The 15,359-nt window shown below is 69.7% G+C and carries 11 protein-coding genes; 5 read left to right on the forward strand and 6 right to left on the reverse strand.

The features are described from left to right. Positions 1–484: 484 nt before the first annotated feature. The 3 genes from V8201_RS14840 (at position 485) to V8201_RS14850 (ending at position 3,561) form a co-directional block, all read left to right on the forward strand. On the forward strand, positions 485–1,327 hold the full coding sequence (locus V8201_RS14840; RefSeq protein WP_336545760.1) for an alpha/beta hydrolase: 843 nt from the start codon (positions 485–487) through the stop codon (positions 1,325–1,327). Positions 1,328–1,393: 66 nt separating this feature from the next. Next, positions 1,394–2,566 (forward strand): methyl-accepting chemotaxis protein, encoded by a 1,173-nt coding sequence (locus V8201_RS14845; protein WP_336545761.1) that lies wholly within the window; start codon positions 1,394–1,396, stop codon positions 2,564–2,566. An 80-nt stretch (positions 2,567–2,646) separates the two neighbouring features. Next, a complete protein-coding gene (locus V8201_RS14850) occupies positions 2,647–3,561 on the forward strand; it encodes a polysaccharide deacetylase family protein (RefSeq protein WP_336545762.1) in 915 nt (304 codons plus the stop codon). Here V8201_RS14850 and V8201_RS14855 read toward each other — a convergent pair whose 3' ends face one another. The 4 genes from V8201_RS14855 to V8201_RS14870 form a co-directional block, all read right to left on the reverse strand. Further along, positions 3,562–5,772: a beta-glucosidase gene (locus V8201_RS14855; RefSeq protein WP_336545763.1), complete on the reverse strand. Its 2,211-nt coding sequence runs from the start codon at positions 5,770–5,772 to the stop codon at positions 3,562–3,564. A gap of 80 nt (positions 5,773–5,852) precedes the next feature. Beyond that, the gene (locus tag V8201_RS14860) at positions 5,853–7,007 is read right to left on the reverse strand and encodes an acetyltransferase domain-containing protein (RefSeq protein ID WP_336545764.1); all 1,155 of its coding nucleotides are present in this window, start codon (positions 7,005–7,007) and stop codon (positions 5,853–5,855) included. Between the two features lie 40 nt (positions 7,008–7,047). Continuing rightward, a complete protein-coding gene (locus V8201_RS14865) occupies positions 7,048–7,434 on the reverse strand; it encodes a hypothetical protein (protein ID WP_037534035.1) in 387 nt (128 codons plus the stop codon). A gap of 22 nt (positions 7,435–7,456) precedes the next feature. Then, complete coding sequence (locus V8201_RS14870; RefSeq protein ID WP_336545765.1) at positions 7,457–7,858, reverse strand: hypothetical protein; 402 nt, start codon at positions 7,856–7,858, stop codon at positions 7,457–7,459. Positions 7,859–8,023: 165 nt separating this feature from the next. On the opposite strand from V8201_RS14870, the gene V8201_RS14875 reads away from it, so the two are divergent. Continuing rightward, positions 8,024–10,258 (forward strand): M3 family metallopeptidase, encoded by a 2,235-nt coding sequence (locus V8201_RS14875; RefSeq protein WP_336545766.1) that lies wholly within the window; start codon positions 8,024–8,026, stop codon positions 10,256–10,258. Between the two features lie 3 nt (positions 10,259–10,261). Here the strand turns inward: V8201_RS14875 and uvsE are convergent, their stop codons facing one another. Both uvsE and V8201_RS14885 read right to left on the reverse strand, forming a co-directional pair. Continuing rightward, complete coding sequence (gene uvsE / locus V8201_RS14880) at positions 10,262–11,416, reverse strand: UV DNA damage repair endonuclease UvsE (RefSeq protein ID WP_336545767.1); 1,155 nt, start codon at positions 11,414–11,416, stop codon at positions 10,262–10,264. Continuing rightward, a complete protein-coding gene (locus V8201_RS14885) occupies positions 11,413–12,429 on the reverse strand; it encodes a DHH family phosphoesterase (RefSeq protein WP_051583424.1) in 1,017 nt (338 codons plus the stop codon). Before V8201_RS14885 ends, uvsE begins: the two co-directional genes overlap by 4 nt. A gap of 256 nt (positions 12,430–12,685) precedes the next feature. Here V8201_RS14885 and V8201_RS14890 point away from each other — a divergent pair, with 256 nt between their 5' ends. Beyond that, positions 12,686–15,301, forward strand: coding sequence for a glycosyl hydrolase 115 family protein (locus V8201_RS14890; RefSeq protein WP_336545768.1), 2,616 nt, complete (start codon positions 12,686–12,688; stop codon positions 15,299–15,301). Positions 15,302–15,359 lie beyond the last annotated feature (58 nt).

Consider the following 15,359-nt stretch of genomic DNA (forward strand, 5'->3'; position numbering starts at 1 on the left):
AGAGCACCGTCTCGGGCTCGATGCGCTGCGATCCCTCGACGCGCAACGTCTTGATCAGCCGCACCGGCGCGGGCGCGACGGTCTGTGCGGCGGCGATCGCCGGGGTCATCAGCGCGCTCGCGCAGATCAGCGCGGCAAGGGTCGAATGTCGGATCGGCGGCATACACGGCTTTCGCAAGGAGCCGGAGCCTTTGACGGCCTGCCATGTCGCCAGAATGTCCCGTGAGGTCCGGGCGTTGCAGGATCGGACCGGGATATGTCCGATGCATCCGCGCTGAAGTGTTGCAGGAGGGAGCGCTGTACTTTGTAACAGCGGCGCTACATGGCCGCATCCTGTGACGGCTTGATCGGGCAGCAGCGCTGCTCCCGTCGGCAGCATATCGTTTTCGCCGCGGGCTCGCTATGGGAGGGGAATGCCGATCGACGCTGTGCAGATCCTCGATGCCGCCGGACGGCGCCTGCCTCCGGTATGCCGGGTGCAGTCGTGATCCGCAGCCCCTTCGCCCTCGCCGGCGCGGCGCTGCTGGCCGCCTGTTCGCCGCTCGGGCTGTTCGATACTCTGGTGCCGAAGGACGGCGGCACGCGGCGGGTCGCGGCGGGCGTCGCTTATGGGGCGGCGGCGCGGCAGCGGCTCGATGTCTATGCGCCGCGGATCCGCGACGGCGCGCGCCGACCGGTCGTCGTCTTCTTCTACGGCGGCAGCTGGAACAGCGGCACGCGCAGCGGCTATGCCTTCGTCGGCAAGGCGCTGGCGGCGCAGGGGTTCGTCGTCGTCATCCCCGATTACCGGCTGGTGCCTCAGGTCCGCTATCCCGCCTTCGTCGAAGATGGCGCGGCGGCAGTGCGGTGGAGCGTCGCGCATGCCGCGGCCTATGGCGGCGATCCTGCGCGGATCGTCGTCATGGGACATTCGGCGGGCGCCTATATCGCGGCGATGCTCGCGGTCGACGCGCGCTGGCTGGGGGCGGAGCGCGGCGCGATCAAGGGGCTGGTCGGGCTCGCCGGACCCTATGATTTCGCGCCGTTCGACGTCGAGGCGAGCCGTGCCGCGTTCGGCGACTGGCCGCGCCCGGCCGAGACACAGCCGGTGACATGGGCCGGGGCGGGCGATCCGCCCGCGCTGCTGCTCGTCGGCGACGACGATACGGTCGTGCGGCCGCGCAACAGCGAGGCGCTCGCCGCCAGGCTGCGCGCCGGCGGCGTGCCGGTCATGCTGCAGCGGTATGCCGGCATCGGCCATGTCGGCCTGCTGCTTGCCATCGCGCGGCCGCTGCGCGGACGCGCCGCGGTGCTGCGCGATGCCGCGGCGTTCATCCGGGCACGGTGAGCGACGCGGTCTTAACGCCATATTGGGTTTATCTAGGTTAGCACCTGCTCGCATATGGCGAGCGAGATGAACGACTTACAGCATTCCCACTTCAACGAGGACGGTGTCGAGGTGCTGCGCCGCGCCTTCGATCCGGAGGGCACGCTCGACGCCGAGCTGCGCGAGATCTGGCCGTTGATCCGCGCCGACATCGCCGACGACGTCACGCGCTTCTGGGCGCCGTTCGGCGGCGCGACGACGCCCTATCGGATCGGTGCGGAGCAACTGGCGACACTGATCGCGCGGGACATCCGCTATACCGAGCGCAAGTTCACCGAGGGGCTCACCCCGGCGCTGATCGCCAAGATGATCCGGCGCGGGCGGGCGAGCAGCCAGGATCGCGCCACCGAAATCGCCTTCACCGCCGGGCTGCTGCGCAGCTATCACGCGCGGCACCATCGGCTGTGCCGGGCGCTGGCCGGTGATCCGATGCGGCTGGCGCGCCTGACCCATGCGCTCTACAGCCTGTACGCGCTGGAAAACTCCGTCCTGCTCAACGGCGCGGCGCTGGCCCGCGCCGATCGCGAGGTGGGTGACGGGATCGAGCATCGCGCCAAGCTCGAGGCGATCGACCGGTCGCAATGCTGGCTGGAGATGACGCCGGACGGGCTGATCACCGCCGCCAACGCCAATCTGCTCACCGTGATGGGCTATCCGCTCGCCGAGATCGTCGGGCGGCATCATTCGCTGTTCTGCTTCGACGAGGATCGCGACTCCGCCGCTTATGCCGCCTTCTGGGAGGCGTTGCGTTCGGGCAATTTCGCCCAGGAGGAATTCCGTCGCCGCACGCGCGACGGCCGCGCGGTCTATCTTCAGGCGACCTATAGTCCGATCCGCGGCGCCGACGGGCGGATCGTCAAGATCATCAAGGCGGCGACCGACGTCACCGCGATGCGCGTCGCGGAACGCAGCGAGGCGGAGCGCGCGCAGCGCTTCCGCGTCGAGGCGGAGGCGCGTCGGGCCGCGCATGAAAGCACGCTCGCCGAGCTGTCGACGATCGTCGACGACATCAATGCGGTGACCAAGCAGACCTCGATGCTCGCGCTCAACGCGGCGATCGAGGCGGCGCGGGCCGGTAATCACGGCAATACGTTCGCGGTCGTCGCCAATGAGGTGAAATCGCTGTCCGGCCGGATCAAGGAGGCGACCGTCCATGCCGCGCAGGTGCTCAATTCCGGGCAGCGATCGGTGATCGGCTGACTATCGATTGACAGCCGCGCGGCGATGCGGAACCCATCGGCGACAGGCCGCGACGGGCGCGCCGTGACGAGGGGATGCAGATGCGCGGATGGGGGCTGATCGCAGCCGTGGCGGCGATGCTGACGACGGGCGCGACGCCGCCACCCGCGCCGGCGCGCGCGCCGCAGATCGCGCTGACCTTCGACGATCTGCCCGCGCACGGACCGCTGCCGGTCGGCGGCGACCGGCTCGTCATCGCGCAGCGGATCATCGCCGCACTCGCCGCGCAGCACGCCCCGGCGACCGGCTTCGTCAACGGCGGCTTCGGCGCGGGCGATGCGCAAGCGGGCAAGGTGATCGCGGCGTGGCGCCGGGCGGGGCTGCCGATCGGCAATCATACCTTCGGCCACGTCAATCTCGATCAGGTCGGCGCCCCCGCCTTTCTCGCCGACGCCGACCGCAACGAGGCAGGGATCAAGGCGGCGGCGGGGACGGGCGACTGGCATTGGTTCCGCTATCCCTTCCTCGCCGAGGGGCAGGCGGCGGCGACCCGCGATGCGGTGCGCAGCGGACTCAAGGCGCGCGGCTATCGCATCGCCGCGGTGACGATGAGCTTCGGCGATTATGCGTGGAACGATGCTTTCGCGCGCTGCACCGCCAAGCAGGACGCAGGCGCGGTGCAGGCGCTCGAGGCGAGCTATCTCGCTGCGGCGCGGGCGCAGGCGCAACGCTCGCGCGATCTCGCCAAGGCGGCGCTGGGGCATGACATCCCCTACGTCCTGCTGCTCCACCTCGGCGCGTTCGATGCGCGGATGGCACCGCGGCTGCTCGCGCTCTATCGCAGCATGGGGTTCGGCTTCACCACGCTCGCCGCGGCGGAGGCGGACCCCTTCTACGCCGCGGCGGTCGATCCGGCGAAGCCGGGACCGACCGCGACGCTGGAGGCGGCGGCGCGCGCCGCGGGCAAGCCGGTGCCCGCCGACGCACCGCTGCCGCCCGCGACGCTGTGCACCTGATCAGCGGGGCGGGTGCCAGCCGGCGGGGAGGGTGCGCGCGGCGAGCGTCACCTGCACCGTCTGCGCCGGCACGTCCGACGACCCGCCGAGCATCACCTGATAGCGACCGGCGGCGATCCGCCACTGGCGTGCGCCTTCGTCGAAGGTCGCGAACAGCCGCGGGTCGAGCGGCACGCTGAGCGTCGTCGCGGCGGCGGGGGCGAGCATGGCGATGGCGAAGCCGCCGAGCCGCTTCGGCGCTTCCCATCCCGCGCCGGCGACATAGACCTGCGCCACCGCCTTGCCGGCCCGCGCACCGGTGTTGCGGACCCTGAATCGTGCCGTCACGCCGGCGGCGTCGTTCGCCACGCTGAGCCCGTCATAGGCGAAGCTCGTGTAGGACAGGCCGTGGCCGAAGGCATAGGCGGGCGTCTGACGCTGGCGATCGAACCATTTGTAGCCGATCGCCGCGCCTTCCGAATAGGTGACGTCGCCGGCCTTGGGCTCGCCGGGCCGGGGCAGCTGGTCGAGCCGGTCGGGGAAGGTGATCGGCAGATGGCCCGAGGGATTGGTCCGCCCGAACAGGACGTCGGCGATCGCCGCGCCGCCCGCGGTGCCGGGATACCAGGCGGCGAGCAAGGCGCCGATTTGGTCACGCCACGGGGTGAGCACCGCGCCGCCGCTTTCGAGCACGACGACGGTCTTGGGATTGGCGGCGGCGACGCTGCGGATCAGCGCGTCCTGATTGTCCGGCAGGGTGAGCGACACGTCCATGCCTTCGCCCGCCCATTGCGTCGCGAAGACGATCGCGACATCGGCGCCGCGCGCCTGCTCCGCCGCGGCCTTGGCGTCGGTACCGTCGACGAAGGTGACGCGCGCGCCCGGCGCCTGCCGCCGGATCGCCTCCAGCGGGGACGACGGATAATACATCACCGGCCCCGGCCAGGCGGTCGGCGCGATCCCCGGGACCGCATTGCCGCCCTTGGGATAGACGAGCGACGAGCCGCCGCCGGCGAGCACGCCCTTGTCGGCATGGCCGCCGATGACGACGATCGATCGGGTCGCCGGCGACAGCGGCAGGAGCGCCTGCTCATTGCGCAGCAGCACCATCGTCTGCGCCGCGGTGTCGGCGGTGACGCGGGCATGCGCGGCGAGCATCGCATCGGGCAGGTCGAGCGGCGCGGCGGTGATCGGATGATCGAACAGGCCGTGGTCGAACATCGCGTAGAGGATATGCCCGACCATCCGGTCGAGCTGGCCTTCGTCGACCGAGCCGTCGGCGAGCGCCGCTTGCAGCTTCGCGCCGTAATACGGCGCATCGTCGAACGGATAGCCCGATTCCTGGTCGAGCCCCGCATCGACCGCCGGCTTGGTCGAATGCGTCGCGCCCCAGTCGGACATGACATAGCCCGGCCATTGCCAGTCGCGGCGCAGCACCTCGCCGAGCAGCCACGGATTCTCGCAGGCGAAGGGGCCGTTGACGCGGTTGTAGGCGCACATCACCGATCCCGGATTTGCGCGCTCGATCGCGAACTGGAAGGCGAGCAGGTCGGACATCCGCGCCGCGGCGCGGTCGATCACCGCATTGCCGGCGTTGCGGTCGGTCTCCTGATCGTTGACCGCATAATGTTTGATCGTCGAGACGATATGGTTGGACTGGATGCCGGCGATCTGGCCGGCGACGATCGATCCGGCGAGCAGCGGGTCCTCGCCGCCATATTCGAAGTTGCGGCCGTTGCGCGGCTCGCGGGTCAGGTTGACGCCGCCGGCGAGCAGCACGTTGAAGCCCGAGGCGCGCGCCTCCGCGCCGATCATCGCGCCGCCGGTGCGGGCGAGCGCGATGTCCCAACTCGCCGCGATCGCGAGGTTGGAGGGCAGAGCGGTGCGTTCGCGCTTGCGCGGCGCGGCGCCCTGGCTGGCGACGCCGATCCCCGCATCGCTCTGCCATTGCGGCGGAATGCCGAGCCGCGGGATGCCGGGGACGTAGCCCGCCGAGCCGAGCCGCGCCTCGGCCGGCGCCTTGAACTGCTTGGGCGGGAAGTCGGTGGCGAAATAGCCGAAGACGAGCCGGAGTTTCTCGGCGCGCGTCATCTGCGGCAGCAGCAGCGCGACGCGTCGCGCCGGCGCGAGCGCGGCATCGCCCCACGGCTGCGCGGCGGGGGCCGCCGGGGCGGCGAGCGCAGGGGCGGTCAGCGTCGCCATCACGGCGAACGCGGTGCGGGTCATGGTCATCGCGGCATCCTCTCCAAGCCCGGTGACCATGCGGATATGACGGCCGGCGTCTACTGAAAAATCGCGTCTTTCTGTCGATGTCAGAGGTAGCGCAGCCACCGGGCGGGATGCGCGCGCTTGTAGGCGGCAAAGGCGCGGGCGGCGAACCAGCACGGCAGCGCGACCGACGCGGCGACCAGCCAGATGCCGGCGACCGATCCGACGCTGACCGCCCCGGCGCTCCCCGTCAGCACGGCGGCGAGGCGATTGGCGCCATGCAGCAGATAGAGGTGGAGGATATAGACGAACAGCGGCACCGATCCGAAGCCGACCAGCACGGTGGCGACCCGCCGGGGCAGATGCTCGAACGCGGCGAGCAGTCCCGCGCCGAGGCCGAGCGTGAGCAACAGGAAATCGGCCGAGGGCGGATATTTGGTCACGTTGAGGATGCCGATCATCGTGGTGAGCGCATCCGGCTGGATCTGCCACGCCGTCGGGTCGCCGTAGCGATTGACGAGCCGCAAGAGCAGAAAGGCGGCCAGTGCCGCGCCGCCGATGCCGACGAGCAGGCGGCGACGGTCGCGCGGCGGCGTATCGCGCGCGAAGACGGGGCCGAGGGCATAGCCGAGCGCGATCACGCCGATCCACGGCAGCACCGGATACGAGGTGCGCGCCTGCCCGCCCCAGGGCAGGTCGATCATCCCGCGATCGTGCAGGATCGCCCACAGGCCATGCCCCGGCGCGCCCGGGGGAAAGCTGATCGGGTCGAGCAGATTGTGCCCGAGCGTGAGAGCGAGGCCGATGGCGAGCAGTGCGGCGCGCGGCAGATGGACGAGCGCGGCGAGCGCGAGCATCGCCAGGCCGATCGCCCAGATCACCTGCAGATAGACGAGCGACGGGGTCGGATCGAACGTCCAGGCGAAGTTGATCACCGTCCATTCGAGCGCGATCAGGAACAGGCCGCGCTTGGCGAGGAAGCCGGCGGCCGCGCGCGCGCCGCCGCGCGGCGCGGCGTAGAGCCAGGCAGCGACCCCGGTCAGCGCGACGAAGATCGGCGCGCACAGATGTGCGGCGAGCCGGGTGACGGCGAGCGCCGGCGGTACGGTGCGAAGATCGATCGGATCGCCGACCGGCACCTGCGCGAAGAAGAATTCGCGGCTGTGGTCGACCAGCATCAGCAGGATGACGAGGCCGCGCAGGGCATCGATCGAGGCGATGCGGGGAAGGCGCGCGGCGGTGGCGGCAAATGGCGTCATCCGCGCGGTATGATATTATGTCACACGCAATGCAAGGCGGTCAGCCGGCGAACGTCTCGCGCATCCACGCCACCGCGGCGTCGTAATCGAGGAAGGTGCGGCAATTGGGGGCGCTGAGATAGCGTTCGGTCTGCAATTTGGCGAGGCTGGAGCCGACCACCGCGGCGATCGGCGCGCTGGTGAGCTTGAGCGCCTTGGGCATCATCGCGGCGAGCGCGTCGATCACCTGCGTCGGCTGGATCGCCGCCTGCCGCAGGTCGGCGAGCGTGCAGAAGCTGCCGTGGCGCAGCCGGAGCGCCGCGCCGCGCGCGAGCAGGTCGGCACTGAACATCGTGGTCACGGGCAGCGACCAGAAGCCGTTGGTGACGATATGTAGCGTGCGCGTCGGCGCATCGAAGGCGATGGTATAATGATCGCTGAGAGACATGACGGTCCTTTGCCGGTCGGCGTCAGGCGAGGGCGCGCAGCGCGGGGAGCAGGACGTGCCGTTCGCGCCGCAGCCGTTCGTCGAGGCGCGCCAGAAACCGTGCCGACGCCTCGCGATAGCCCTGCCAGTCGTCGCGAATCGCGGCGACCGACCAGCGCGCGATATGCGCGCTCATCGCCGATCGCAGGTGCGAGAGATCGCGATCGAGTTCGTCACGCAGCGCGGCGAGCGCGGGCGTTGCGGCGATCAGCCGCGGCAGGACGCTGGTCTGTATATAGCGCGAGCGGGTCAGGCTGGCGGCGATCAGCCCGTGGCGCGCGCGGCAGAGCGCGTCGATGTCCGGCACCGGCGCGATGCACGCCTGCCGCAGCGTCGCCAGGCGCGCGCCGGTGGTGGTGAAATGGTCTTCGAGGGTATCGATCATCGGTCTGGACGCGCTGTTAGGAAAGGCACGCCCTAGCAAGCGATTGTCTAACAAAGGTTAAGTTCATCGTGGACGCGTCGGCGAAGCGGCGTGCCGGGTCGCTTGCCATTGATCCGGCCGCGCACCGGTGCGAGAGAGGCGGTCTATCCGGAGATGGGACATTCGATGCGTCTTTTTGCCGCCACTGCCACGTTGATGCTGCTGTCGAGCAGCGCGCTCGCGCAAACCGCGCCGGCTGCCGCCACCGCCAGGGCAACGCTACCCGCGAGCAACCCGTTCGCCCAGCCGAGCAGCCTGCCGCTCCAGGCGCCGCCGTTCGACCGGATCAAGAGCAGCGACTATGCCCCGGCGCTGCTCGCCGGCATGGCGGCGCAGCGGGCCGAGATCACCGCGATCACCCGGGCGCGCAGCGCGCCGACATTCGAGAATACGATCGCCGCGCTGGAACGCTCGGGCCGGCTGCTCGAGCGCGCCAGCATGGCCTTCTACGGCGTGGTCGGCGCGAACACCGACGATACGTTGCAGAAGACGCAGGCCGACCTCGCCCCCGCCTTCGCCGCGCATCAGGATGCGATCAACCTCGACCCCGCCTTGTTCGCGCGGGTCAAGACGTTGTACGACGCGCGCAGCACGCTGGGCCTCGACCCCGAGCAAGTGCAGGTGCTGACGCTAACCTATCAGAACATGGTCCGCGCCGGCGCGCTGCTGTCGCCCGCCGACAAGATCACGCTGAGCAAGTATAACGCCGACCTGTCGACGCTGGAGACCGCCTTCCAGCAGAAGCTGCTCGCCGCGGCCAAGGCCGGCGCGCTGGTGATCGACGACAAGGCGAAGCTCGCCGGCCTGTCCGATGCCGAGGTCGCCGCCGCCGCCGATGCCGCCAAGGCGCGCGGTATGGCGGGCAAATACGTGCTGACGCTGCAGAACACGACGCAGCAGCCCGAACTGGCGACGCTCAAGGATCGCACGACGCGGCAAGCCTTGTTCAACGCGAGCTGGACGCGCGCGGTGAAGGGCGACGCCAACGATACGCGCGACACGATCGCGCAGATCGCGCTGCTGCGCGCGCAGAAGGCGAAGCTGCTCGGCTTCGCGACCTGGGCCGACTACGTGCTCCAGGATCAGATGGCCAAGACGCCCAAGACCGCGCTCGGCTTCATGCAGCAGCTCGGCACGCCGGTGGCGGCGGAGCAGCGCCGCGAGGCGGCCGAACTCCAGGCGCAGATCAAGGCGACCGGCGGCACTTTCCAGCTCAAGCCGTGGGACTGGGACTTCTATTCGGAACAGGTGCGCAAGAGCCGCTACGACCTCAACCAGGACGAGCTGAAGCCCTATTTCGAGATCAACAAGGTGCTGACCGACGGCGTCTTCTACGCCGCCAACCAGCTCTATGGCCTGACCTTCAAGCGGCGCACCGACCTGCCGGTCTATCAGCCCGACGTGATGGTCTATGAAGTCGACGAGGCGGACGGCACGCTCGTCGGGCTGATGTACTTCGACTATTGGAAGCGCGACAACAAGAACGGCGGCGCGTGGATGTCGAACTTCGTCAACCAGTCGAAGCTGCTCGGCACCAAGCCGGTGATCTACAACGTCGCCAATTTCACCAAGCCCGCCGCCGGCCAGCCCGCGCTGATCAGCTTCGACGACGTGACGACGATGTTCCACGAATTCGGCCATGCGCTGCACGGCCTGTTCGCCAACCAGACCTATCCGAGCGTGTCGGGCACCAATACGGCGCGCGACTTCGTCGAATTCCCGTCGCAGTTCAACGAACATTGGGCCTTGGACGCCAAGGTGCTGCCGCATTATGCGGTCAATTACCGCACCGGCGCGGTGATTCCGCAGGCCCTGGTCGACAAGATCAAGCGCGCCGGCACGTTCAACTCGGGCTATTCTTTCGGCGAGGCGCTCGCCGCCGCCGAGATGGACATGAGCTGGCATTCGCTCACCGCCGCGCAGGGCAAGCAGAATGCCGATGCGTTCGAGACGCAGGCGCTCGCCGCCACCGGGCTCGACGTCGCCGACGTGCCGCCGCGTTACCGGTCGAGCTATTTCCTGCACATCTGGGGCAACGGCTATTCGGCCGGCTATTATGCCTACAGCTGGACCAAGATGCTGAGCGCGAATGCGTTCAACTGGTTCGAACAGCATGGCGGCATGACCCGCGCCAACGGCCAGCGCTTCCGCGACATGATCCTGTCGAAGGGCCATACCGAGGATTACGCGCCGATGTTCCGCGCCTTCAACGGTGCCGATCCGCAGGTCGCGCCGCTGCTCAGCGACCTCGGCCTCAACGCCGACGGATCGCGCATCGCCCCCGCGGGCGGGGCGACGCCGGTCAGCGACGGCCCGGTGACGACCGCGCCGACGGCGAAGGCCGGCAAGACGGGGAAATAGGCCTCAGGCCGCGATGCCCTCGTCGACGTCGGCGTCCTCGTCGGCGTCGGCGCCGTCTTCGAGCCGCGCCTCGTCGGCGGCGAGCGCGTCGGCATCATCGGCGGTGATGCCGAAGCGCGCGGCGACGTCGGGGGCGTAGCGCAGCAGGTCGGGGCGCAGCCGCAGCAGGCTGAGGTCCTTCGACTTGCCCTCCATCATCACGTCGAACACCAATCCTTCGGCCATGCGCATGAAGGTGGCGAATTCGAACGGGTTGGTGAAATCGGCATGGCCGGTCCAGATCGGCGGGCGCAGCACCGTCTTGATCCGCGCGGTCGCCTTGACCGGCGCCTTGAGCAATTCGCCCTTCTTCGCCGTGGCGCGGCCGGTCTTGGCTGCGGCGCGCTGCTTGGGCGTGATCTTCTGCTTGATCTCGCGCAGCTCGGTGCGCGGGCTGGAGAAATGGATCTTCGGCCGCACGCCGGCGGGCCAGGTCGCGAGGAACCGCTCCAGCGTCTCGCGCATGTCGAGCCGTTCGGGGTTGAGGCACCAGAAATGCTGATAGTCGAAGATCAGCCGCACGCCGGTGCGCTCGTGGATCCACAAGACGTCGGCGGCGGAGAAGCGGATGTCGTCATTCTCCAGCACCAGCCGGCGGCGGACATGCTCGGGGCATTGCTCCCAGCCGGCGATCCAGCGTTCCCGGCTGGCGTCATGATCGTCGTAGACGCCGCCGACATGGGTGATCATCACCGCCTCGTCGTCAAGCTCCATCCGGTCGAGCATCTCGGCCTGGCTCGACAGGTCCCAGATGCTCTTGGCGGTGAGATCGGGATTGGGCGCGTTGAGCAGGACATATTGCGACGGGTGGAAGGACAGGCGGATGTCATAGGCGCGCGCCTTGGCCCCGAAGGCGCGCAATTCCGCGTCGCTGTCGGCGACCATGGTGTGGAATTGCGGCATGTCGGGATGCGTCGCATAGGGCGCGATGTCCGACGACAAGCGGTACATGTCGAGCCGTTCCGACTTGAGATAGTCGAGCACGTCGTCGAGCAGTTCGAGCGAGCATTTGAGATGCGGGTTCTTCTGCCAGCGCCGCGTGTCCTGCGACTTGAGGCCGGGCCGCCCCATCACCTTGACCGGGAAGCCGAGGCGGAGCGGGCGTTCGGGGTCGGTCATGCGTCTACCTGTGCCTGGGGCAGGCCGAGGCCCGCGATGAACGTGTTCCACGCCGCGATCGGCAGCGCGCCGCCGGTCGCCTGCGCATGGCCGTTGCCGTAGCGGCCGTCCGCCTCGGGCGGGCGGTGTTCGGCGAGGAAGGCGATGAGATCACGGCCGGTGGCGGAGCGCGCCGCGAAATGCACCCAGCCGGGCCGGTAGCCGCGGTTGGCGGCGATGACGATCTTGTCCTTGAGCCGCCCGCGCCATTGCTGCGCGATCAGCGGATGGATCTGGCAGGCGGTGTCGAGCCGGAGCAGCGCGACATCGCCGGCGACGAGCGGCGCGCTGCGCTTGGCGACGTCCATCGCCGCGCGCACCTCGGCCTTGGCGGCGTGCAGCGCGCGCGTGTCGTCGTCGTCGCCCTTGGTGATCGTCTTGGGGCCGTCGCCGCGCAGTAGCAGGCGCAGCGCCGGACCGGCATCGGCGGCGGCGGTGCGTCGCGGCGCGTTGATCAGCGCGGTGGCATCGCGCAGCGCGGTCTTGCCCCAGCGTGCCTGCGCCTCGGCCAGTTCGGGAAAGCCGGCGTCGTCCGCCATGTCGCCGATCAGCCCGATCGCGGCGAGCCAGAGCAGATCGCCCTGGTCGCCGAGCGCGCCCGCCGCCCACCAGGCGAGCAGCGCGCTGGTCGGTTCGGGATCGAGGCCGTTGCCGCTGATCGTGACCGCATCCTGCGGCGTGCCGGTCGGGCGGTGATGATCGATAACCAGGGTCGGCGTGCCGGCGAGGACGGGGTCGGGACGCGTGCCGAGATCGGCGACGATCAGCAGCGCCGGGGCGAGCGCGGCGAGCCGCGCGGCGACCGCCTCGTCCCACGGGCTTTCGGTCTTGCCGATCACCAGCGGTTCGACGGTCCGGCCCCCCCGGCGCAGCGCGCGGACGAGGATCGCGACCGCGGTCAGGCCGTCCGCATCGAAATGGCCGAGCACGACGACCGGACCGTCGCCCCCGGCGCGATCGAGCGCCGTCGCCATCGCCGCCCGCGCCGCGACACGTGGGTCATCTGTCTGGGAAAGCTCGCCGATCATTGCTCGGGTAACGAAGCGGAGCGATGTCGGGTCCGCCGCGCCTCACCTATGTTGCCCGCCCCCGGCGAGGGCGATCTCTTATCGCAAATCACTGTAAGACCGATTGCATCATGATCGGCATGACAGCATGGTCCGGTACGGCATACCAATCGGGCGTCCGCAGGCCGTTTCGGCGTGATGCGACGATCAAGGGAGAGGATCGATGATCGACACCGCAGTCTCGCGGCGGACGTTACTGGCGGGAAGCGCGCTCGGCGCGCTCGCCGCGCTGCCCGTGCCGGCGGTCGCGCGGGTCCTCGCCGGCCGGACGGGGTCGCAGCCGGCCTTTCCGCTGATCGTCGCGGGCGCGCCGGCGACGGTGTTCGTCGATGCCGGCGCGGACAGCGCGGTGCGGCGCGTCGCGGCGAGCTTCGCCGAGGATCTCGGGCGGGTCGGCGGCACGCCCGCGCGGGTGGTCGATACGCCGGCGGCGCTGACCGGCACGGTGGTGATGATCGGCGTGCTCGGCGCCAGCCCGACGATAGACGCGCTGGTCGCGGCGGGCCGGCTCGACGTCGCCGACCTGCGCGGCAGCTGGGAAGCCTATCGCCGCGTCGTCGTCGATCATCCGATGCCCGGCGTCGCGCGCGCGCTGGTCATCGTCGGCGCCGACCGGCGCGGGGCGGTGTTCGGCACCTATGATCTGTCGGAGACGATCGGCGTATCGCCCTGGTATTGGTTCGCCGATGTCGCGGTGACGCGGCAGCGCAACGTGACGGTGCCGGCCGATCCGGTCGCCGACCGCCCCCGCGTCCGCTACCGCGGCTTCTTCATCAACGACGAGGATCCCTGCCTGTCGGGCTGGGCGAAGAAGCATTTCGGCGGGGTCAATGCGGCGATGTACGCGCATGTCTTCGAGCTGCTGCTGCGCATGAAGGGCAATTACCTGTGGCCCGCGATGTGGGGCAAGGCGTTCGCCGACGACGATCCGAACAGCATGGTGCTGGCGGATGCGATGGGCGTGGTGATGGGCAATTCGCATCACGAACCGATGCTGCGCGCGCAGGCGGAATGGCATCGCCACCACGACGAGGACCCGACGCGCGGCGGCGCGTGGGACTATAGCCGCAACCGCGACAATCTGCGCCGCTTCTGGCGCGGCGGAATCGAGCGGATGATGTCCAAGCCGGGCGGGCGCTATGAGTCGGTGGTCACCGTCGGCATGCGCGGCGACGGCGACGAGGCGATGGCGGAGGGCACCGCGACCGACCTGCTCGAGCGGATCGTCACCGATCAGCGCGCGATCATCGCCGACGTCACCCACCGTCCCGCCGCCGAGACGCCGCAGGTCTGGGCGCTCTACAAGGAGGTGCAGGATTATTACGACCACGGCATGAAGGTGCCCGACGACGTCACCTTGCTGTTCGCGGACGACAATTGGGGCGATATCCGGCGCCTGCCCGATCCGGCGGCGGCGCCGCGGCCGGGCGGCTACGGCATCTATTATCACTTTGATTACGTCGGCGTGCCGCGCAACTACAAATGGCTCAACACCAACCAGATCGAGAAGGTCTGGCAGCAGATGGACCTCGCCTATGCGCGCGGCGCGCGGGCGATGTGGATCGTCAACGTCGGCGACATCAAGCCGATGGAATATCCGCTGGGCTTCTTCCTCAGACAGGCGTGGAACCCGGAGGCGATGACGCCGGCGACGCTCTCAGCCTACCCGCGCGACTGGGCGGCGGCGACGTTCGGGCCGGCCCAGGCGGCGGCGATCGGCGAGATCGTCACCCTCTACAGCCGCTATGCCTCGCGCCGGAAGCCCGAGCTGATCGACGAGACCAGCTTCCCGCTCGGCGGCGTGACCGCGGACGGGCTCGACGGCGGCGTGTTCGGCGCGATGATCGCCGCCTGGGACGCGCTCGAAGCGAAGATGACCGCGGTGCGCGCGACGCTGCGGCCCGACCAGCTCGACGGCTGGTTCCAGCTGATCGAGTTTCCGATCCTCGCGGTGGCGAACCTCTATCGCATGTATTACGCCACCGCCTGGAACCGGCTGCTCGCGCGCAGCAACGACGCGCGCGCCAATTACTTCGCCGACGCGGTCGAGGCGGCCTATCGCCGCGACGGCGAGCTCACCCGCCAATATCACACGATCCACCACGGCAAGTGGGACGGGATGATGGCGCAGGTGCACATGAACTACGTCATCTGGAACGACCCGACGCAGCAGACCATGCCCTCGATCGTCCGGGTCGGCGGCGATACGCCGCGCGATCGCCAGCAGCCGCGGCCGCGCTTCGTCGCAAAGCCCGCGCCGGCGCGGGATCTGGTGGTGATCGCCGCGACCGACTTCGCCCGCACCGAGGATCGCGACGGGCTGCGCTGGACCAAGGTGGCGAACCTCGGCCATGGCGCCGGCACCGGCGCGATGGTCGCGCTGCCGCAGGGGCGGCCGTCGAGCGCGGCGGGCGAGGGCGCCTGGCTCGACTATGACGTCACGCTGCCGCGCGCCGGTGCGACGACGCTGACGCTCTACCTCGCGCCGACGCTCGACACGCTCAACCGGGGCGGGGTGCGGATCGGCGTGTCGGTCGACGGCGGCCCAATCCGGCCGGTGCAGGCGGCGTTGCAGGCGACCGGCGGATCGGCGGACAAGCCCGATCAGGCGCGCTGGGCGACGGCGGTCTGCGACAACACTGTCCGCCTCGCGCTCGATCTCGGCGCGCTTGCCGCGGGGCGGCACCGGCTGCGCCTGTCGCGGATCGACGACAATGTCGTGGTCGAGACTTTGGTGCTGAGCCAGGGCGCGGCGGCACCGGCCTATCTGGGCGCGTGAGCGATGCTGCTATAATCTAGCGGTCGTCCTCATGGCGGGAGATGCGGTGTGTCACGGA

It is taken from the genome of Sphingomonas kyungheensis (assembly GCF_037120395.1).
GTDB classification, from domain to species: domain Bacteria; phylum Pseudomonadota; class Alphaproteobacteria; order Sphingomonadales; family Sphingomonadaceae; genus Sphingomonas; species Sphingomonas kyungheensis.